Consider the following 19,295-nt stretch of genomic DNA (forward strand, 5'->3'; position numbering starts at 1 on the left):
GACGATGTGAATTGGCTTCGCAGGATGTGCGCGCCGAGGGGCGCAGGCCGAAGTTACCGCTGAGTAAAGGGGCGGTCAACTGCCTGTAGCAGATCGTTGGGCGGTATTTGCCAAAAGCGGCCAAAGTGAAAAACCGCTGCGGTTTTCCACCGCTCAGGGCTGGCCGGGCGCGCAGGGCGCGGTCGCGGCCGGGCCGTCGTCCGCCCGGGCCGCCCGGGCGACACGGCCCGCCTCCCGCGGGCCGAGGAACGGCGCGGTGGCCGCGTACGTGAGCGCCGGCAGCAGCAACGGCAGCTCCTCGGCCCGCCCCTGCGCCACCCGCTCACGGATGGTGGCGTGGATGCCGCCGACCACAATGGACAACAGTGCGTCCCGGTCCACGCCGGCCGGATCCGGCCCGGCGTCGGCGAAGAACCGGCGGAAGCTGCTCAGCAGCGCGTCGCGCTCCCGGCGTGCGTCGGGGCCGGCCGCGTCCACCTCGACCAGCGCCATCCGGGCGAAGGCGGGCACGCTCGCCAGCACGTCGAGCAGCGTGCGCAGCGCCGCCCGGGCGGCCTCCGGCCAGTCCGGGCCGGCGTCGCGGTAGGCGTCCTCCATCAGGTGCGACACCACCGCGATGCCGTGCCGGTACGCGGCCAGGAACGCGTCCTGCTTGCCGCTGAACAGCGCGTAGAACGCGGGCCGGGTGACCCCGGCGGCGTGGCAGATGTCGCTGACCCGGGCGTTGTCGTACCCCCGGGTGGCGACCTCCCGGACCAGCCCGTCGAAGAGGCGGTCGCGCTGGGTCGCCGCCACCTCCTCGGCCGGCACGCGTCGCGGGCCGCGCTTGATGGCGCGGTCCGGGTCGCGGCCGTGGCGGGCACCCGGCAGGGGTACGGGCGCCGGCGACGGCGGGCTCGGGACTGTCACTCATCGACCTTTCTTGATGCGTTGACTTTACGACCCTCCGAGGTTTATAACTTTCGACACGCTCAGTTCACGCCTCGTCACCGCTGGTGATCTCTTCTCGTCGGTCACCCGAACGCGTCGAAGGAGGGCCGGATGGCTGCCATTATCGCCGCGCGCACCCGTCCCCCCAAGGCCGGAGAGATCCAGGTGACGCGGCGTCGCCGCACTGCGCCACGCCGCCCGGCCCGCTGAGGCCGCAGCGGCGCACCACCACCTGCGGCGGCCCGATCCCGGCCGCCGCGCCCACCGGCTCCGTCCATGCCGGACGCCGCCGGCACCGTTTCCTGTCCCACCGCCGGAAGGAACAACCATGCCCAGGTACGGACGCATCGGCGCGGGCCTCGCCGCCCTGGCGCTGCTGACCGGTCTGGTCGGCGCCGCCCCCGCCACCGCCGCACCCTCCACCTCGCTCGCCAGCGCCGTGCTGACCTACCCGACCGTCGCCGGCACCGCCGTGTCGGTGGGCGACGTCATCCAGGCCAGCCTGCGCAGCGGCACCAACGCCACGTTCTACTCCTCGACCAGCGGCACCACCGGCATCAAGTGCGCCGCGTCCAGCTTCAGCGCCAAGGTGCTGACCAACCCGACCGCACCCGGAACCGCGACCGAGAGCCTCACCGCGCAGTCGTTCACCAGCTGCACGACGAACGTCTTCGGCACCACCGGCGTGCAGAGCGTCACGGTCAACAACCTGCCGTACACCACCTCGGTGACCAGCGCCGGCGTGGTCAAGATCTCCGGGACGACGGCGGCGCCGATCCAGAGCACCGTCGTGCTCAACTCGCTGCTCGGCGCGATCACCTGCGTCTACCGCACCAGCACGAACTCGCTGACCGGCACGGCGTCCAACGCCACCAACTCGATCAGCTTCACCAACCAGCCCCTGACCAAGTTCTCCGGCCCGTCGCTGTGCTTCGGCACCGCGTACTTCACCGCGTCGTACTCGCCGGTGAAGGACACCAGCAAGACCGGCAGCCCGGCGGTCTACGTCAACTGACACCCGGCTCTCGGGCCGGTGCGCGGCGATTCGCCGGGCGCCGGCCCGCACGCCGGTTCAGCCGGCCGTCAGCGTCGCGTGCAGCGCGCGCATCGACCGCAGCGCCGACCGGATCTCCTGGAGGTAGCGGCCCGGAGTCAGGGTCGGCTCCGGTACCGCCACCGCGGCACGCGCGGCCGGGTCCACCCCGACCGTCTCGATGCCGCACCCGTACGGCACGGCGAGCGTCCGCAGCGCGTCGCAGTGCTGGAACGGCACGTAGATCGGGGCGGTCACCATCAGCACCGGGTCGTCCGCGCGCAGCCGCACATGCTCGGCCCAGAACCGCTGCGTGTCGGCGGTGTGCGCGCGACGGTGGTCCGGTTCGCTCGACGGCGCGGCGAGCACCCGTACCGGGGGCAGCCCGGCCGGCCGGTAGGTGCGCGAGGACCAGGCCCGGTGCGGATGATCGGCCGGCTCGCCGCGCTCGTCGTCCGGCTCGTCCACCCCGAACGCCAGCCGCACCCCGGCGTCGAGGACGTCCACCTCGGTGGCGCAGCCGGACAGGCCGGCGGCGTCGAGCGTGCGGGACTCGGCCGCCGACAGTGGCCGGAAGCTGCCGAGCACGGCCACCTCGCCGGTCACCTCGGCCGCCGTCCGGGCCAGCACCGCCGCGTACGCGGTACGCCGCAGGCAGGCGTGCGCCAGCCCGCCGAGCACCAGCAGGTGCGCGTACCTGGATCGGGCCGGCGCCACGGCGCGGACCAGGCCCAGCGCGGCGGCGGCGCTCAGCACCAGTCCGGCGGTGGCCGGGTCGAACGCCGGCTCCCGGGCGTCCGGGCGTTCCCGTCCCTGCCGGAAGTCCCAGCGGCGGGCGGAGAACGCGTCCAGCCCGGCCAGCACCGCCGCCAGGTCGCCGCCGGGCCAGTCACCGCCGAAGTGCGCCACGAGACGCCGCACCGGCGCCGACTCCACCCAGGACCGGATCCCGGCCAGGAGTTGCGCCCGCGTCGTGCCCGCCGCGCCGCCCGGCAGCGTCACCTGATCCGTCCGCACCCGGCGGATGCTACCGCCCGGGACAGTTGTTTCTGCCCCGGTCGCGGTGGGAGCGTGCGGGGGTCCACCTCCGCTGAAGGGTGCGCCGATGACCTCCGACGACCTGCTGGCCCGGCACCGGGCCGTGCTCCCCTCCTGGATGCCGCTCTACTACGCCGAACCGCTGGAACTCGTCGCCGGTTCCGGCCGCCGGGTCACCGATGCGGCCGGCCGGACCTATCTGGACTTCTTCGGCGGGGTGCTGACCACGATGGTCGGCCACGACATCCCGGAGATCCGGGAGGCGGTCGAACAACAGCTGCGGACCGGGCTCGTGCACACCTCGACGCTCTACCTGATCCGGCAGCAGGTCGAGCTGGCCGAGAAGATCGCCCGGCTCTCCGGCATCCCGGACGCCCGCGTGTTCTTCACCAACTCCGGCACCGAGGCGAACGAGGCCGCGCTGCTGGTCGCCACGAACCACCGGCGCTCGCACCAGATCCTCGCGGTACGCAACAGCTACCACGGCCGGTCGTACGCGACGATGGGCGTCACCGGCAACCGCGGCTGGTCGGCCAGCGCCCTCAACCCGTTGCAGGTGGCCTGGCTGCACTCCGGTGAACGGCTGCGCGGGCTGCTGGCCCGGCTCGACGCCGCCGACCGGGTCGACGCGGCGGTCGAGGACCTGCGCGAGGTGCTCGCCACCCAGACCGCGGGCGACGTGGCCTGCCTGATCGCCGAGCCGGTCCAGGGTGTCGGTGGCTTCGTGCACGGACCGGACGGGCTCTTCGCCGCCTGGAAGAAGGTCCTCGACGAGCACGGCATCCTGCTGATCAGCGACGAGGTGCAGACCGGGTGGGGGCGTACCGGCGAGCACTTCTGGGGCTACCAGGCGCACGGCGTCACGCCGGACCTGCTCACGTTCGCCAAGGGCATCGGCAACGGGTTCGCGCTCGCCGGGGTGGTCGGCCGGGCCGAGGTGCTGGAGTCGGTGCCGGCGATCAGCTTCTCCACGTTCGGCGGCAACCCGGTCTCCACCGCCGCCGGCAACGCGGTGCTCGACTACCTGCTCGACCACGACCTCCAGGGCAACGCCGCCCGGGTCGGCGCGATCCTGGGCGACGGCCTGCGCGCGGCCGTCGCCGGACTGGACCAGGTCGCCGAGGTACGCGGCAAGGGCCTGATGCTCGCCGTCGAGTTCGTCCACCCGGGCACCGTCGAGCCGGACGCGGAGCTGACCACCCGCGTCTTCGAGGCGTGCCGGGCCGGCGGCCTGCTCGTGGGCAAGGGCGGCCTCTACGGCAACGTGATCCGGATGGGCCCGCCGCTGACGCTCACCGAGGACGAGGCCCGGGAGGGTCTGGCGATCATGGTCGACGCGATCCGCGCCTCGATCGAGGCGTGAGCGTCAACCCGGCCGGCGCCGTCCCGCCCGTCCGGACCTGAGCAGCCGCAGCAGACCCGCCCCGGCCAGGTACGCCACCAGCGCCGGGGCGGGCAGGCCCAGCGGCTCCGGCGCCGCCTTGGGCGCGAGGCTGTTCAGCAGCAGGCCGACCAGCACGCCCGCGTACCCGGCGACGGCCAGGGCGGCGCGCAGCCGCCGGCCACCCGCTCCGGCCGGCCCGGTCGCGACCGGGCGGCGGGTGCGGGCCTCGACCGGACCGAAGACGGCGACCAGCACGGCCAGCACCGCGGCCAGCGCGAGCAGCCACGGTACGCGCCACGCCCACCAGGCCGCCGAACCGACAGGGGGAGCAGGCAGCACGCCGAGCGCGTCCAGCAGGCCGACGAGCAGCACCGCGGCGGTCAGGTGCCAGAGGAACAGCGTGAGCACCACGGCGTTGACCGCGAGCACCGCCTGCCAGGGGCCGGACCGGCGCAGCCAGCGCCCAGCCGGGCGTCGCAGCAGCAGGATGAGGCCGAGCTGGGCGGCGGCCGCGGCCATCAGCGCCAGGCTCGGCGGTGCCGCGTTGTCCAGCCGCTCGCCCGGCACGTGGAGCATCGCCACCGGGTACGGCCCGGCCACCGTGAGCAGCACCAGCGCGACCAGGCCACCGCCCAGCAGGACCGCGCCGGCCCGGCCGGACAGCGGCAGCCCGCGGCGGAACAGGCCCCGAGGTCCTGCTTCACCAGCATCGGCCGCGCCGGCGTCGGCCGCGTCGCCGATGCGGCGGGCGTCCGGCCGGGCGGCGTCGTACCAGGCGAAACCGACCTGATGGACGGCCAGCCAGCCGAACAGGTAGTTGCCGTCGGCGAGCGCGGCCGGGCCGAGGAGCCGGCCGAGGTCGCCGAGCGCGACCAGCACCACGAGCGCCGTCGGCACGGCGAGCCCGAACCGGCGGTGCAGCGCGTACATCGGCGGGGTCAGCGCCACCACCGCGACGTAGGCGACCAGGAACCACAGCGGGATGGTGGCGAACCAGACCACTGTGCGCACCTGCCCCGCGTCGGCGCCGCGCAGCGTGGCGATCCCCGCGCCCGCTGACAGGACCAGCAGCAACACGGTGGTGGGGCGGACCAGCCGGGCGCTGCGGTCCACCAGCCACCCGGCTGCCGACCCGCCCCGGCGCCGGCGGGCGGCCAGCGAGGCGGCGTTGGCGTAGCCGCCGACCAGGAAGAACACCGGCATCACCTGGGCCACCCAGGTCAGCGGCCAGGCCCAGCGCAGGTCGGCCAGCGCGGAGTGGCCGGCGGGGCGGCCGTTGTCGTACCCGATGGCTGTGACACCCCAGTGGCCGAGCACGACCATGGTGATGGCCAGCGCCCGGAGCAGGTCGACGTAACGCTCCCGCCCCGGCGGCGTGCGTTGCGCGAGCTGCCGCAGGCGGCGCATGGGCTCAGGCTAGGCCAGCCGGGCCCGACCGGTACGGATAACGGATCGGTCGAGAGGTCTTGTGGTCCCCGTCGCACTGTCGTAGAAATTCTTCATTGGAAATGCGTCTTGTGAAGACAAGCGACAGGGTGCTCACCGCGCGTACCCGGACCGAGGAGATGCGATGAACAGGCGTGAGATCCTACGGCGCAGCGCCGCCGCCGGTCTGCTGGCCACCCCCGCCGCCGGGCTGCTCGCCGGCTGCGCCACGTCGGGTGGGGGCGACGAGGGCGACAAGGGCGCGTACAAGGGCACCAAGAGCGAGCAGAACCCGCTCGGCGTGGCCGAGGACGCCCCGCTGGAGGTGGTGATCTTCAACGGCGGGTTCGGGGAGGACTACGCCAAGGCCCACGAGGCCATGTACAAGGAGCGCTACCCGAAGGCGGAGATCAAGCACTCGGCCACCGCGGAGATCAGCAAGACGCTCCAGCCCCGCTTCGTCGACGGCAGCCCGCCGGACGTGGTCAACAACTCCGGCGCCGGCCAGATCGACTTCAACGGCCTGGTCTCCCAGAATGCGCTCGCCGACCTGGGCGAGCTGCTCGCCGCGCCGAGCCTCGACACGCCCGGCAAGACGGTCAAGGACACGCTGCTGCCCGGCACCGTCGAGGTCGGCTCCTACGACGGCCGGTTCCTGGTGCTCAACTACACCTACACGGTGTACGGCATCTGGCACTCGACCAAGCTGTTCGCCGACCGAGGCTGGGAGGACGCCAAGACCTGGGACGACCACATCGCGCTCTGCCGCCGGATCAAGGCCGCGGGCATCGCCCCCTGGACGTACGCCGGTGTGCACCCCCGCTACATGAGCTGGCCGCTGATCTCCACCGCGATCAAGCTCGGCGGCCCGTCCGTGGCGCTGGCGATCGACAACCTGGAGCCGAACGCCTGGAAGTCGGACGCCATGAAGACCGCCGCCGACGCCTGGCACCAGATCGTCAAGGACAAGTTCATCCTCGACGGCTCCCCGGGCCTGGACCACAAGCAGTCGCAGACCGCCTGGTGCCAGGGCAAGGCCGCGTTCATCTCCTGCGGCTCCTGGCTGGAGAGCGAGCAGAAGGACGTCACGCCGGCCGGCTTCAACATGACGGTCGCGCCGACGCCGAGCCTGGGCAGCGGCGACAAGCTGCCGTACGAGGCGATCCGCGGCACCGCGGGCGAGCCGTTCATGGTGCCGGCGAAGGCGCGCAACGTCGCCGGCGGCCTGGAGTACTTCCGGACCATGCTGTCCCGCAAGGGCGCCCAGGACTTCACCAAGAAGGTCGCCAGCCTGCCCGTGGTCGCCGACGCCACCGAGGGCATCGACCTGCCGTACGGGCTCAGCACGGTGGTCAAGGCGCTCGACGCGTCCGGGTCCAACGGCTTCAACTGGGTCTACAACAACTACTACCGCAAGCTGGAGCGCAACCTGGTCGACGCGGCCTGCGGCGAGTTCTTCAGCGGCCGGATCTCCCCGGCCGAGTTCCTCGACCAGTGCCAGAAGGGCGCCGACTCGATCGCCCAGGACAACTCGGTCAAGAAGTACAAGCGGTCCGCGTGATGCGACAGGGCCGCCTCCCCCTGATCCTCACGTTCCTGCTGCCACCACTGGCGTTGTACGGCATCTTCGTGCTGTCGCCGTACCTCCAGGCTTTTCAGATCTCCACCACCGACTGGATGGGCTACTCCGCGCAGGCCGACCCGGTCGGCATGGCGAACTTCCGCACGCTGCTGCACGACGGGTACGTGTGGAACGCGTTGAAGAACAACGCGATCCTGCTCGCCGTGGTGCCGGTGGTGACGATCGGGCTGGGCCTGTTCTTCGCCAGCATGCTCACCATGGGCGGCCGCAAGGGCCGGGCCGGTGTGACCGGGGTGCGCGGCACCTCGGTCTACCGGCTCGTCTACTTCTTCCCCCAGGTGCTCTCGGTGGTGATCATCGCGCTGCTCTGGAAGGAGATCTACAGTCCGACGAGTGGCCTGCTCAACGGCGCCCTGCGCGCCGTCGGGCTGGCCACCCCGGCCTGGCTCGGCGACCCGCGCTTCGCGTTCTGGTGCGTGCTGGCGGTGATGGTGTGGAGCAACGTCGGCTTCTACGTGGTGCTCTTCGGCGCCGCCATGCAGGCCATCCCGCGTGACATCTACGAGGCGGTGCTGCTCGACGGCGCGTCCCGCACCACGATGCTGCGGAAGATCACCATTCCGCTGCTCTGGGACACCATCCAGGTGGCCTGGATCTACCTCGCCATCGCCGCGCTGGACGGCTTCATCCTGGTCCAGCTCATGACCAACGGCGGACCGAACTTCTCCTCCGACGTGATCGGGCTGAGGATGTACGACACGTCGTTCGGCAGCGAGAACAAGTTCGGGTACGCCTCGGCGATCGGTGTGGCGATGTTCTTCCTGACCCTCTCGGTGGCGGTGCTGGCGCTGCGCACCGCCCGGCGTGATCGGATCGAGTACTCGTGACCACAGTGGACCCCGGTGCGGCGACCGGCGCCACGACCGCCGGCACGACCCGCCCGGACGACGCGACCCACCCGGCCGGCGCGGGCCGATCCGCCGACCGGCCGCCGCGCCGCGAGCTGGGCGTGGCGAACGTCTTCTCGCACGGCTTCCTGCTGCTCTGGGCGGCGATGACCGTCCTGCCGCTGGCCTGGATGGTGCTCAGCTCGCTGAAGAGCAACGGCGAGATCATCGCCGAGCCGTGGGGGCTGCCCGAGGCGCTGCGGTTCGACAACTGGTCGCGCGCCTGGACCAGCGCCCACATCGGCCGGTTCTTCTTCAACAGCCTGGTCGTGGTGGCCGGCTCGCTGAGCCTGACCATGCTGCTCGGCGCCACCGCCGCGTACGTCTTCGCGCGGTACGAGTTCCGCGGCCGGCAGGTCGTCTACTACCTGTTCGTCGGCGGCATGATGTTCCCGGTCTTCCTGGCGCTGGTGCCGCTGTTCTTCGTGGTCCGCAGCGTCGGTCTGCTCGGCACCTGGCCGGGCCTGATCCTGGTCTACACCGCGTACTCGCTGCCGTTCACCGTGTTCTTCCTGACCGCGTTCTTCCGGACGCTGCCGACGTCGGTGGCGGAGGCCGCGCTGATCGACGGATGCGGGCACTTCCGGCTGTTCTTCCGGGTGATGCTGCCGATGGCGAGACCGGGACTGATCAGTGTCGGGATCTTCAACTTCCTCAGCCACTGGAACCAGTTCCTGCTGCCGCAGGTGCTCCTGCCCGGCGACGGCCAGGACCGGATGCTCGCCCAGGGGCTGAGTTCGCTCGCGGTGAGCCAGGGCTACGCCGGTGACTACGCCCAGTTGTTCGCCGGCCTCACCATCGCGGTGCTGCCGGTGCTCGTGGTGTACGTGGCGTTCCAGCGTCAGGTCCAGTCCGGACTGACCGCCGGGCAGCTCAAGTGAGGTGGTTGCCACAGGCAACGGGACAGTGGGGAAGATCGAGCTGACCTAGGGTGGGCCGGCACGCTCATCTATCGACAGGAATCTCATGTTCTTCCTCCTCTACACGCTGTTGCTGCTGCTCGGTGGCATCGCGATGATCGCCGTCGGTGTGGCGGTCAAGGAACAGGGGACCGGCTCCCGGATCCTCAACGTGGTGATCGGCCTGGCCTTCTTCGGGTACGGCTTCTATCTGCTGTTCCTCTTCGACGGCGACAGCTACCGGATCTTCTTCTACGTCTTCGTGCTGCCGATCCTGCTGATCGTGCGCGCGGTGAAGGCACGCAAGGAGGCCCGCGAGCAGGCCGCGGCGCAGCAGTTCGCGGGCGGCCAGCAGTTCGCGGGCGCGCCGTCGTTCACGGGCGGCCAGCAGTACCCGGGTGGGCAGCAGCAGCCCGGCATGTACCCGGGGGCGGGGCACGGTCAGCCCGGCCCGGCGTTCCCGCCCGCCCAGGGCCAGCACGCCCCGGGGCAGCCCGCACCGTACGGCGCCGCGCCGCAGGGGCACCCGGGTCAGCCCGCCCCGCAGGGCTGGTACCCGAATCCGCCCGCGCCTCAGGGCAGCGCGCCCCAGGGCCACCCTGGTCAGCCCACGCAGTACGGCCCCGCGCCGCAGGGGCACCCGGGTCAGCCCGCGCCGCAGGGCTGGCACCAGGCTCAGCCGGGTTCGCAGGACCGATACTGATCAGCCGGAGCGCCCCGGCTCACGCCGAGAACTGCCGGAAGCCGCGAGTGGAACGTCATGGGTGTCAAACCGCCGTTTTGACACCCATGGCGTTCCACCCAACAGCGGCCGCCGCAGCGCGGCGGCCAGCGCGGCAAGGCCAGCGCGGCGGGGCGGCCAGCAGGGCGGGTCAGGTGGGCGGGGGCACCAGGCGGGTGTGCAGTGCGGTCGGGTCGGTCACCTCGGGCAGGTCCCGGGCGGCGAGCCAGGCCGCGGCGGCCGCACCGTCCCCGGCGCCGTGCAGCGGTGCGCCGGGCCACCGTTCGGCCAGTTCCGCGCGTACCGCGCCGGCCAGCGGGGTGTCACCGGTGAGCAGCCCGCCGCCGAGCACCACCGGATCGGCCGCGCCCGGCGGGCGGATGCGGGACACGCTCTCCGCCAGCAGCGCCGCGGCCTCGGCGATCAGCGCGGCGGCTGCCGGTTCCCCGTCCCGTGCCGACGACACCACGAGCGGCGCGAGCCGGGCCAGTTCCACGGGCGGCCGCCGGGTCACCGCCTGCACCACGGCTCCGGCCGTCGCCCGCGGCTGAGCGTCCACAGCGGTCGTGCCGGTCAGCTCCGCCAGCACCCGGCGTCCCAGCTCACCGGGGGTCTCCGCGCGGTCCAGGTCGGTCAGCAGCCGCCGGACCGCCTCGCGGCCGAGCCAGAACCCGGAACCCGCGTCGCCGAGCAGCCAGCCGTGGCCGTCGGCGGTGCGGTCCAGCCGCAGGTCGCGTACCTGGGCGGCGATGGCGCCGGTGCCGGCGACGAGCACGGTGCCGTCCGGGGCGGCGGTGCCGGAGGCGTAGGCGACGAGCGCGTCGCCGTGCACGGCGTACGGGCATCGCAGCCCCGCCTCGGCCCACGCGTGGTCGAACGCGTCCCGGCCGCGCGGGTCGGCCAGGAGGCGGCCGGCCCCCGCGAGGCCGATGACGCCGGCGCGTACCCGATGGGGGTCGATGTCGGCGAGCGCCGCGCGCAGGGCGGCGAGCAGTTCGGCGGCGGCCCGCTCGGCGCCGTGGCTGGTGGGGTTGCCGCCGCCGGCCCGGCCGGCGCCCAGACGCGTGCCGTCGAGGCTCAGCGCGGTCGCGCGGGTGGACGTGCCCCCGACATCGAGGCCGAGCACGACGGTGTCCGACATGGTCCTCATGCTGGTCGGCCGCGTCGCCGGGCGCAAGATCGCGCCGGTGCGCCAGGTAACAGTTTGAAAACTTCGCCCACGCCCTTGACACGGAGGGCCCTTCAGTAAGAACTTTTACCACTAACAGTTAACACTCTTTTCCGAAAGGCTTCCGCCGATGGTCGAGCACGAGGTGGAGACTTCCGCGGCGACCGCGGTGGTCGATGCCGGTCCGGCCGACCGGCTGGGCGCCGACGGGGTGCTGGCCAGGGTCCGGGCCGGTACGGGGGAGTTGACCGGGGCGCTGCGCCGGGTCGCCGAGCACGTGCTCAGCGACCCGGAGGCGGCGGCCCGGGCCACCATCGTCGAGCTGGCCGAGCGTAGCGGCACGTCACCGGCGACCATCACCCGGTTCTGCCGGGCGATGGGCTTCGAGGGCTACGCCGACCTGCGGCTCGGCATCGCCGCCGAGACCGGGCGGGCCCGCTCGGCCGGCTGGACCGTCGACATCGGACGGGAGATCCAGCCCGGCGACCCGCTGTCCCGGGTGCTCGACCAGATCATGGCCGCCGACACGCGGGCCATGCACGACACCGCCGCGCTGCTCGACCTGGCCGAGGTGGAACGCGCGGCGGTCGCCATCGCCGGGGCCAGCCGGGTGAACATCTTCGGGGCCAGCGGCAGCGCGCTCGTCGGCGAGGAGATGCAGTTCAGCCTGCACCGCATCGGCGTCGCCGCGTGGGCCTGGAGCGACGTGCACGAGGGACTCGCCAGTGCCGCGCTGCTGGGCGCCGGGGACGTGGCGCTCGGCATCTCGCACACCGGGCAGACCCGGGAGACGATCGAGCTGCTCGCCGAGGCGGGCAGTCGCGGGGCCACCACAGTCGCGCTGACCGGCTTCCCCCGCTCGCCGCTGGCCGAGCTGGCCGACATCGTGCTGGTGACCGCGAGCCAGGCCACCACGTTCCGGCCGGACGCGCTCTCCGCCCGGCACCCGCAGCTCGTCGTGCTCGACCTGCTCTACATCGCGGTGGCGCAGCGCACCCACGACCGCGCCCACGCGGCCTTCCGGCGTACCGCCCAGGCCGTCGACGGGCACAAGGCCGCGAAGGGGGCCCTCTCATGATCAGTGCCCAGCGGTACGCCGACGCGGTCCGCCCGGTGCTCGACCGGCTGGTGGACAGCCAGGCCGTGGCGGTGGATCGCGCGGCCGACCTGATCGCCTCCGGGCTGCGCGCAGGATGCGTGCTCCAGGCGTTCGGCGCCGGCCACTCGGAGGCGTTCGCCGCCGAGCTGGTCGCCCGGGCCGGTGGCCTGGTCCCCGCCAACCGGCTCTCCCTGCACGACCTCGTGCTGCACGGCGACGCGCCCCGCGACGTGCTCGCCGACCCGAAGCTGGAACGCGACCCGGCCGTGGCGCACCAGCTCTACGCCCTGGCGGCGCCGCAGCCGGGGGACGTGTTCGTGGTCGCCTCGCAGTCCGGCATCAACGGCTCGGTGGTCGAGCTGGCGACGCTGGTCAAGCGCGGCGGCCATCCGTTGATCGCTGTCACCTCGGTCGAGCACACCGCCCGGGTAGCTCCTCGGCACCCCTCCGGGCACCGGCTCGCCGACCTCGCCGACGTCGTGCTGGACAACGGCGCGCCGTACGGCGACGCACTGCTGCCGCTCGAGGGCGGCGGCGCGGTCTGTGCGGTCTCGTCGGTCACCGCGGCGCTGCTGGCGCAGCTGCTGACCGCCGAGGTCGTACGACGGTTCCACCAGGCCGGAGAGGTACCCCCTGTCTACCTCTCCGCCAACGTCCCCGGTGGGGACGAGCACAACCTCGCCCTCGAGTCGCGGTACGCCGGGCGTCTCCGGCGGACCGCCTGACCCGACCCACAAGGAGAGACAAGATGTCGGTTTCCCCCGAGAAGTTCGGCGACGTCAGCCGTCGGACCCTGCTGCGGCGCGCCGCGGCGGCCGGTCTGCTGGCCGTACCGGCGGCGGGTCTGCTGAGCGCGTGCGCCGGCAGCGAGCCGAGCAAGTCCGACGGCGGCGGCGCGGCCAAGAGCAAGGACAACCCGTTCGGCGTCAAGGACGGCAGCGCGGTCAAGGTGGTCGTCTTCAACGGTGGCCTGGGTGACCAGTGGGCCAAGGAAGACAAGGTCATCTTCAACGCCAAGCACCCGAACATCACGGTCAACATGTCTTCGACCCAGAAGATCAAGACCGAAGAGCAGCCCAAGATGGCGACGCAGCCGAGCGATCTGGTGATGAACTCGGGCGCCGACATGATGGACCGCAGCACGCTGATCAACGAGGGCGCGATCGAGCCGCTGGACGACCTGCTCACGGCGCCGGCCTGGGACAGCGAGGGGACCGTGGCCGACAGCCTGCTGCCGGGCACGGTCGCCGACGGTACGCAGAACGGCAAGTTCTACGTCGTGAACGTCGCGTACACGGTGTGGGGCAACTGGTACAACGCCGCGCTGTTCAAGAAGGAGGGCTGGACGGCGCCGACCACCTGGGACGAGTTCTTCGCGCTCGCGCCGAAGATCAAGGCCAAGGGCATGGCGCCGTACGTGCACGACGCGGTGCACGGCTACTACCCGCGCTGGGCGCTGTTCGCCAGCATCTGGAAGGCGGTCGGCAAGCAGGCCGTCGTCGACATCGACAACCTGAAGGACGGCGCCTGGAAGGCCGACGGCATCGTCGCGGCGCTGGAGCCGTGGGAGAAGCTGGTCAAGGACAAGCTGCTGCTGCCGGGCAAGCTCGACCACACCCAGTCGCAGCAGGCGTTCCTGGACGGCAAGGCGGCCTTCATCCAGGTCGGCACCTGGCTGAAGAACGAGATGGCCGCGACCATCCCGCCGGGCTTCGAGATGACCATCTCCGACTACTGGAGCAAGAGCGGGGACAAGGCCGCCAAGGACGTCTTCGCCTCCTCCGGCGAGGGGTTCGTGGTGCCGAGCAAGGCGCCGAACAAGGAGGCCGCGAAGGAGTTCCTGCGGGCCATCCTCTCCAAGGCCGGTTCGGCGAAGTTCGCCGAGCTGACCAAGTCGCTGGCCTCTACCAAGGGCTCCGGCGACAACGTCCAGGACACCGCGCTGGCGTCGGCGAACTCGCTGATGAAGAACGGCAGCTCGGACCTGATCTCGGTGAAGTTCCCGGACTTCTACGCCGACCTGGACAAGGAGAGCCAGAACCTCTCCGAGGAGCTGATGGCCGGCCGCCTGACCGCGCAGCAGTTCGTCGACAAGATGCAGGCGGCCGCCGACAAGGTCGCCAAGGACTCGTCGATCAAGAAGCAGACCCGCACCGCCTGATCACCGCGAGGAAGTGAGTCCAATGCGGCACGGAGTCGCGCGTTTCGTCACGGGCTTCCTGGCCCTGCCCGTCGCGCTGTACCTGTTCTACGTGGTGTGGCCGTTCGCCCAGGCGGCGGGTTACTCGCTGACCGACTGGGGCGGGTACTCCGATTCCCAGCGCTTCGTCGGGCTGGACAACTACGTCCGGCTGTTCTCCGACGAGCTGATCCGGAAGGCGTTCTGGCACAACGTGTTCTTCCTGGTCACCGTGCCGCTGTTCACGATCGCGCTGGCCCTGTTCCTCGCGTTCCTGCTCAACGTGGGCGGACGCGAGGACAGGGCCGGCATCCGCGGGGTGTTCGGCTCCGGGCTCTACAAGGTCATTTTCTTCTTCCCGCAGGTGCTGTCGCTGGTGGTCATCGCCGTCATGTGGCAGCAGATCTACCGCACCGACGGGCAGGGCCTGATCAACGGCCTGCTCATCAAGATCGGGCTGGTCGACGCGGACAACCCGATCGCCTTCACCGCCGATCCGGAGCCGTTCCTCGGCGTGCCGGCGGTGCTCTGGTGGCTGCTGTTCATCGCGGTGTGGAGCGGCGCCGGCTTCTACATGGTGCTGTTCTCCGCCGCGATGCAGTCCATCCCGAAGGACATCTACGAGGCCGCGATCCTCGACGGCGCGGGCCGGTTCCACACGTTCTTCCGGGTGACCCTGCCGCTGCTGCGGGACAGCATCTCGGTCGCCTGGGTCTATCTGGGCTTCATCGCGCTGGACATGTACGCGCTGGTCTTCGTCATGACGCCGAGCCAGGGCGGGCCGAACCACGCCAGCGAGATCTTCGCCTCGGTGATCCAGTTCAACGCGTTCCAAAAGGGCCAGTTCGGTTACGCCTGCGCGATCGCCGTCGCGCTGGCCATCTTCACCATCCTGCTGGCCGCGCTCCAGCTGAGGATCACCCGCCGTGAGCGGATCGAGTACTGAGGAGGTCTGGACGATGAGCACTGTGACCCACACCTCCGGCCCGGCCCGGTCCGACACGGTGCCGCCGGACCGGCCGCCGGCGGACCGGCGCGCGAAGGACGTCGGCAACGGCTTCGGCGGCCGGATCTTCAACGGCTTCTCGCACCTGTTCCTCGCGGTCTGGGCGATCATGGTGGTCTACCCGCTGCTGTGGGTGGTGATGTCGGCGCTCAAGACCGACTCCGAGGTGATCCGCGAGCCGCTGTCGCTGATCCCCGACGCGTTGCAGTGGGACAACTTCGCCCGCGCCTGGACCGCCGGGATCGACAGCTTCTTCCTGAACACGCTGCTCGTGCTCGTGTTCAGCGTGACGCTGACGATGCTGCTGGGCTCGATGGCCGCGTACGCCCTGGCGCGCTACGAGTTCCGCGGCAACCGGCTGATCTACTGGATGTTCCTGTCCGGGCTGACGCTGCCGATCTACCTGGCCGCTGTGCCGCTGTTCAAGGGCGTCTACAACACCGGGGTGAGCCTCCCGCTGCTCGGCCCGAACAAGCACCTCATGCTGATCCTGGTCTACGTGGCCTGGTCGCTGTCGTTCACGATCTTCTTCATGCACTCGTTCTTCCGGACGCTGCCCGACTCGATCGCCGAGGCGGCCCAGGTCGACGGGGCCTCGCACACCCGCACGTTCTTCAGCGTGATGCTGCCGATGGCCAAGCCGGGCCTGATCAGCATCGGCATCTTCAACGTGCTCGGCCAGTGGAACCAGTGGTACCTCCCGACGCTGCTCATGCAGTCGGTGTCCGGCGAGCCGAAGAACCAGGTGATCGCCCAGGGTCTGATCGAGCTGTCGGTCAACCAGGGCTACAAGTCCGACTGGTCCGGACTCTTCGCCGGTGTCACCATGGCGATGCTTCCGGTGCTGATCGTGTACATCGTCTTCCAGCGCCAGGTGCAGTCCGGCCTCACCGCCGGCGTCGGCAAGTAACCCTCCGGGGTGTAAGGAAGGGCCCCTTGTTAACGCGCAGCGTTAACAAGGGGCCCTTCCTCTACCGCAGGCGTTAAGAGGGGGCCCTTCCTTCCACGCGGAGCGTGTCAGGGGGAGGGGGCAGAATGCGTCCGTGCTGGTGGCGGTGGTGGCGGACGAGCGGGGCGGCGGCGTGCTGCAACCGCTGCACGCCGACGGCACCCCGTCCGGCCCGGCCGAGGAGGTCACCGACCTGGCCGCCGCCGTGGCCGCCCGGGAGGGCGCCGGGCACCCCCGCTGGGTCTGGGCCGCCTGGGCGGGAGTCTACCCGGCGCTGCTGCGCGCCGGGGTGCGGCTCGACCGCTGCCACGACGTCGAGCTGACCGAGGCGCTGCTGCTCGGGCACGCGGGCCGGTGGGGCGAGCCCCGCGCGCTGCCAGCCGCCTGGGCCCGGGTCACCGGAGCGCCGGTCCCGCCGGACCCGGCGCCCCGCCCGCCGGAGCCGCCGGGCCACGCCCAGGCCGCGCTCTTCGAGCCGCCGTCGGGCCCGCCCGGTCCGGGCATCACGGCGTTGACCCGGGTGTACGCCGACCAGCTCGCCCGGATCGCCGCGACCACCCACCCCGGCCGGTTCCGGCTGCTGGTGGCCGCCGAGTCGGCGGGCGCGCTGGTGGCGGCGGAGATGGGCGCGGCCGGTCTGCCCTGGCGCGCCGACGTGCACGACGCCATCCTGGCCGACCTGCTCGGCGAGCCGTCCCCGGTCGGCGGGCCACCGCGCCGGCTGGCCGAGTTGCAGGCCCGGATCGCTGACGCGTTCGGCGTACGCCAGGTGCACGCCGACTCGCCCGCGGAGCTGTTGCGGGCGTTCGCCCGCGTGGGCGTGGATCTGCCCAACACGCGCGCCTGGGTGCTGCGCGGGGTGGAGCACCCGGCGGCGCCGCTGGTCCTGGAATACAAGGAGCTGTACCGGATCTGGACGGCGCACGGCTGGGCCTGGCGCGACGCCTGGGTCTCCGGCGGCCGGTTCCACCCGGAGTACGTACCGGGCGGCGTGGTCTCCGGCCGGTGGGCGACCCGGGGCGGCGGGGCGTTGCAGATCCCGAAAGTGATCCGGCAGGCAGTGGTGGCGGACCCGGGCTGGACGTTCGTGGTGGCCGACGCGGGCCAGCTCGAACCGCGCGTGCTCGCGGCGGTCTCCGACGACGAGCGGCTGGCGGCGGCGGGCGGCGCCGGTGACCTCTACGCCGCCCTGGCCCGGGACGCGTTCGCCGGTGACCGGGCGAAGGCCAAGGTGGCCCTGCTCGGGGCGATGTACGGGCAGACCGGCGGGGCGGCCGTGCCGGCCCTGACGGTGCTGCGGAAGAACTATCCGACCGCGTTCGGCTACGTCGAGGCGGCGGCGCGCACCGGTGAGGCGGGCGGGCTGGTCCGGTCCTGGCTGGGCCGCACCTGCCCGCCCGGGTCGGCGGGGTTCGCCGAGGGGGAGGAGGCGATGCCCGACGGCGGGGCCGATCCGCACAGCCCGTCGGCCCGGGCGGCCCGCTCGCGGGGGCGCTTCACCCGCAACTTCGTCATCCAGGCCACTGCTGCCGAGTGGGCCTCCACGTTGCTGGCGACGCTGCGCACCGAGCTGGCCGGCACGGAGGCGGAGCTGGTCTTCTTCCAGCACGACGAGGTGATGGTGCACTGCCCGGCCGGGCAGGCGGCGGCGGTCGCCGAGGCGGTCACCGCCGCCGGCGGGCGGGCCACCCGGCTGCTGTTCGGCGACACCCCGGTCCGGTTCCCGCTCGACCTGTCGACAGTGGACTGCTACGCGAACGCGGCATAGTCACGCAATTTTCCGTTTTGCCCCGCTACCCGCCCCCGGCCGCGCTCGTTGGGCCCGGTGTGCGTACGACGGGACGGACCGGGCGGCTGTGCCCGGTCCGTCCCCTGATCGAGGGGGCACCGCTGAACCGGATCGCTGCAATGATCATCGCCGCCGGTGGCGGCCGCCGCATCGGCGGACCCGAAGCGCTGCTGCACCAGGGCGAGAAGCCGCTGGTCAGCCAGATGATCGACACGATGGCCGAGGCGGGCTGCGCACAGGTCGTGGTTGTCCTGGGCGCGGCGGCCGAGCAGGTGCGGCAGACCACCGACCTGAGCGGCGCCACTGTGGTGGTCAACCGCGCCTGGGGCACCGGGGTGGGCTCCTCGATCCGGGCCGGGCTCGCCGCGCTCACCGACGACGACATCGAGGCGGTCGTCGTGGTGCCTGTGGACATGCCCGGGCTCACCGCGGCGGCGGTCCGCCGGGTGACCGCGCTGCCGTACCCGGACGTGCTGGTCTGCGCCACCTACGACGGGCTGCGCGGCTACCCGATGCTGTTCGGCCGCCGCCACTGGTCCGGCATCGCCACGCTGGCCAGCGCGGACGTGGGGGCGCGGCCGTACCTGTTGGCGCACAAGGACCAGATCGTCGACATCGCCTGCGACGCGGTGGCCGACGGCAGCCGGATCGACAGCCCGGAGCTGATGGCGCTGTACGGCCTGTCCATCCCCGAACAGCGCGTGGGCGCCTGAGGCGCGCCCGCTGTCGGACCCGGATGCCACGATGCCGTCATGGCCTACGACGAGGACCTGGCGAACCGGGTACGGGAAGCCCTCGGGCACGAGCCCGGCATCACCGAGCGGCGCATGTTCGGCGGCCTGGCGATGATGCTGCGCGGCAACATGGCGGTGGTGGTGCGCGGCGCGGGCGGCCTGATGGTCCGGGTCGACCCGGCCGAGGCCGAGCGTGCGCTGGCCGAGCCCGGCGCCGAGGCGACAGTCATGCGGGGCCGGGAGATGCGGGGCTGGGTCACCGTGTCGCCCGATGCCTGCGAGCGCGACCCGGACCTGACCCGCTGGGTCGGCAGGGGCGTCCGCTTCGCGCGCACCCTCCCGGCGAAGTAGCGCGACAGCGGGGAAATCCGGCTGCGCGGCCGGGCCGCCCGGCCTACGCTCCTGACCTGCC

General features: G+C 72.1%; 18 protein-coding genes. 14 read left to right on the forward strand and 4 right to left on the reverse strand.

The window, feature by feature from the left end:
- Positions 1-153 precede the first annotated feature (153 nt).
- Entirely contained in the window at positions 154-909 is a 756-nt protein-coding gene (locus BFV98_RS29235; protein ID WP_013287350.1) for a TetR/AcrR family transcriptional regulator, read from the reverse strand.
- A gap of 349 nt (positions 910-1,258) precedes the next feature.
- Here BFV98_RS29235 and BFV98_RS29240 point away from each other — a divergent pair, with 349 nt between their 5' ends.
- The gene (locus BFV98_RS29240; RefSeq protein ID WP_013287349.1) at positions 1,259-1,945 is read left to right on the forward strand and encodes a hypothetical protein; all 687 of its coding nucleotides are present in this window, start codon (positions 1,259-1,261) and stop codon (positions 1,943-1,945) included.
- Positions 1,946-2,002: 57 nt separating this feature from the next.
- Here BFV98_RS29240 and BFV98_RS29245 read toward each other — a convergent pair whose 3' ends face one another.
- Positions 2,003-2,965: a hypothetical protein gene (locus BFV98_RS29245; protein WP_071098473.1), complete on the reverse strand. Its 963-nt coding sequence runs from the start codon at positions 2,963-2,965 to the stop codon at positions 2,003-2,005.
- Positions 2,966-3,068: 103 nt separating this feature from the next.
- On the opposite strand from BFV98_RS29245, the gene BFV98_RS29250 reads away from it, so the two are divergent.
- Positions 3,069-4,364 (forward strand): aspartate aminotransferase family protein, encoded by a 1,296-nt coding sequence (locus tag BFV98_RS29250; RefSeq protein WP_071098474.1) that lies wholly within the window; start codon positions 3,069-3,071, stop codon positions 4,362-4,364.
- Positions 4,365-4,367: 3 nt separating this feature from the next.
- Here the strand turns inward: BFV98_RS29250 and BFV98_RS29255 are convergent, their stop codons facing one another.
- On the reverse strand, positions 4,368-5,792 hold the full coding sequence (locus tag BFV98_RS29255) for an acyltransferase (protein WP_071098476.1): 1,425 nt from the start codon (positions 5,790-5,792) through the stop codon (positions 4,368-4,370).
- A 163-nt stretch (positions 5,793-5,955) separates the two neighbouring features.
- Between BFV98_RS29255 and ngcE (BFV98_RS29260) the strand changes: the two genes are divergently transcribed.
- The 4 genes from ngcE (BFV98_RS29260) (at position 5,956) to BFV98_RS29275 (ending at position 9,941) form a co-directional block, all read left to right on the forward strand.
- Entirely contained in the window at positions 5,956-7,371 is a 1,416-nt protein-coding gene (gene ngcE / locus BFV98_RS29260) for an N-acetylglucosamine/diacetylchitobiose ABC transporter substrate-binding protein (protein WP_071098478.1), read from the forward strand.
- Positions 7,371-8,279: a carbohydrate ABC transporter permease gene (locus tag BFV98_RS29265; protein ID WP_013287344.1), complete on the forward strand. Its 909-nt coding sequence runs from the start codon at positions 7,371-7,373 to the stop codon at positions 8,277-8,279. The genes ngcE (BFV98_RS29260) and BFV98_RS29265 overlap by 1 nt, the downstream gene beginning before the upstream one ends.
- Positions 8,276-9,220 carry a carbohydrate ABC transporter permease gene (locus BFV98_RS29270; protein WP_013287343.1) on the forward strand — a complete coding sequence of 315 codons (945 nt, stop codon included), beginning with the start codon at positions 8,276-8,278 and terminating at the stop codon, positions 9,218-9,220. The genes BFV98_RS29265 and BFV98_RS29270 overlap by 4 nt, the downstream gene beginning before the upstream one ends.
- A gap of 85 nt (positions 9,221-9,305) precedes the next feature.
- The gene (locus BFV98_RS29275; RefSeq protein WP_071098480.1) at positions 9,306-9,941 is read left to right on the forward strand and encodes a hypothetical protein; all 636 of its coding nucleotides are present in this window, start codon (positions 9,306-9,308) and stop codon (positions 9,939-9,941) included.
- Between the two features lie 169 nt (positions 9,942-10,110).
- Here BFV98_RS29275 and BFV98_RS29280 read toward each other — a convergent pair whose 3' ends face one another.
- Positions 10,111-11,100, reverse strand: a complete 990-nt coding sequence (locus BFV98_RS29280; protein WP_071098482.1) for an N-acetylglucosamine kinase — start codon at positions 11,098-11,100, stop codon at positions 10,111-10,113.
- Between the two features lie 157 nt (positions 11,101-11,257).
- Here BFV98_RS29280 and BFV98_RS29285 point away from each other — a divergent pair, with 157 nt between their 5' ends.
- From BFV98_RS29285 to BFV98_RS29320, 8 genes are all read left to right on the forward strand, one after another.
- Entirely contained in the window at positions 11,258-12,205 is a 948-nt protein-coding gene (locus tag BFV98_RS29285; RefSeq protein WP_013287340.1) for a MurR/RpiR family transcriptional regulator, read from the forward strand.
- Positions 12,202-12,951, forward strand: a complete 750-nt coding sequence (locus BFV98_RS29290) for an SIS domain-containing protein (protein WP_013287339.1) — start codon at positions 12,202-12,204, stop codon at positions 12,949-12,951. Before BFV98_RS29285 ends, BFV98_RS29290 begins: the two co-directional genes overlap by 4 nt.
- A gap of 23 nt (positions 12,952-12,974) precedes the next feature.
- Positions 12,975-14,387, forward strand: a complete 1,413-nt coding sequence (gene ngcE, locus BFV98_RS29295) for an N-acetylglucosamine/diacetylchitobiose ABC transporter substrate-binding protein (protein ID WP_013287338.1) — start codon at positions 12,975-12,977, stop codon at positions 14,385-14,387.
- 22 nt (positions 14,388-14,409) lie between these two features.
- Positions 14,410-15,351, forward strand: coding sequence for a carbohydrate ABC transporter permease (locus BFV98_RS29300; protein WP_013287337.1), 942 nt, complete (start codon positions 14,410-14,412; stop codon positions 15,349-15,351).
- Positions 15,352-15,364: 13 nt separating this feature from the next.
- Entirely contained in the window at positions 15,365-16,321 is a 957-nt protein-coding gene (locus BFV98_RS29305) for a carbohydrate ABC transporter permease (RefSeq protein ID WP_071098484.1), read from the forward strand.
- Between the two features lie 133 nt (positions 16,322-16,454).
- On the forward strand, positions 16,455-18,128 hold the full coding sequence (locus BFV98_RS29310; RefSeq protein ID WP_255368291.1) for a bifunctional 3'-5' exonuclease/DNA polymerase: 1,674 nt from the start codon (positions 16,455-16,457) through the stop codon (positions 18,126-18,128).
- Between the two features lie 140 nt (positions 18,129-18,268).
- Positions 18,269-18,862, forward strand: a complete 594-nt coding sequence (locus BFV98_RS29315; protein ID WP_013287334.1) for an NTP transferase domain-containing protein — start codon at positions 18,269-18,271, stop codon at positions 18,860-18,862.
- 39 nt (positions 18,863-18,901) lie between these two features.
- Positions 18,902-19,234 (forward strand): TfoX/Sxy family protein, encoded by a 333-nt coding sequence (locus BFV98_RS29320; protein WP_013287333.1) that lies wholly within the window; start codon positions 18,902-18,904, stop codon positions 19,232-19,234.
- Positions 19,235-19,295: the final 61 nt, after the last annotated feature.

Source organism: Micromonospora sp. WMMB235 (assembly GCF_001855515.1).
GTDB classification, from domain to species: domain Bacteria; phylum Actinomycetota; class Actinomycetes; order Mycobacteriales; family Micromonosporaceae; genus Micromonospora; species Micromonospora aurantiaca.

What these genes read in the sequence shown, in the direction of transcription:
- BFV98_RS29240 (WP_013287349.1), top strand. Translation starts at nt 1,259, where the DNA reads ATGCCCAGGTACGGACGCATCGGCGCGGGCCTCGCCGCCCTGGCGCTG.
- BFV98_RS29250 (WP_071098474.1), top strand. Translation starts at nt 3,069, where the DNA reads ATGACCTCCGACGACCTGCTGGCCCGGCACCGGGCCGTGCTCCCCTCC.
- BFV98_RS29255 (WP_071098476.1), bottom strand. Translation starts at nt 5,792, where the DNA reads ATGCGCCGCCTGCGGCAGCTCGCGCAACGCACGCCGCCGGGGCGGGAG.
- ngcE (WP_071098478.1), top strand. Translation starts at nt 5,956, where the DNA reads ATGAACAGGCGTGAGATCCTACGGCGCAGCGCCGCCGCCGGTCTGCTG.
- BFV98_RS29265 (WP_013287344.1), top strand. Translation starts at nt 7,371, where the DNA reads ATGCGACAGGGCCGCCTCCCCCTGATCCTCACGTTCCTGCTGCCACCA.
- BFV98_RS29275 (WP_071098480.1), top strand. Translation starts at nt 9,306, where the DNA reads ATGTTCTTCCTCCTCTACACGCTGTTGCTGCTGCTCGGTGGCATCGCG.
- BFV98_RS29280 (WP_071098482.1), bottom strand. Translation starts at nt 11,100, where the DNA reads ATGTCGGACACCGTCGTGCTCGGCCTCGATGTCGGGGGCACGTCCACC.
- BFV98_RS29285 (WP_013287340.1), top strand. Translation starts at nt 11,258, where the DNA reads ATGGTCGAGCACGAGGTGGAGACTTCCGCGGCGACCGCGGTGGTCGAT.
- BFV98_RS29290 (WP_013287339.1), top strand. Translation starts at nt 12,202, where the DNA reads ATGATCAGTGCCCAGCGGTACGCCGACGCGGTCCGCCCGGTGCTCGAC.
- ngcE (WP_013287338.1), top strand. Translation starts at nt 12,975, where the DNA reads ATGTCGGTTTCCCCCGAGAAGTTCGGCGACGTCAGCCGTCGGACCCTG.
- BFV98_RS29300 (WP_013287337.1), top strand. Translation starts at nt 14,410, where the DNA reads ATGCGGCACGGAGTCGCGCGTTTCGTCACGGGCTTCCTGGCCCTGCCC.
- BFV98_RS29305 (WP_071098484.1), top strand. Translation starts at nt 15,365, where the DNA reads ATGAGCACTGTGACCCACACCTCCGGCCCGGCCCGGTCCGACACGGTG.
- BFV98_RS29315 (WP_013287334.1), top strand. Translation starts at nt 18,269, where the DNA reads ATGATCATCGCCGCCGGTGGCGGCCGCCGCATCGGCGGACCCGAAGCG.
- BFV98_RS29320 (WP_013287333.1), top strand. Translation starts at nt 18,902, where the DNA reads ATGGCCTACGACGAGGACCTGGCGAACCGGGTACGGGAAGCCCTCGGG.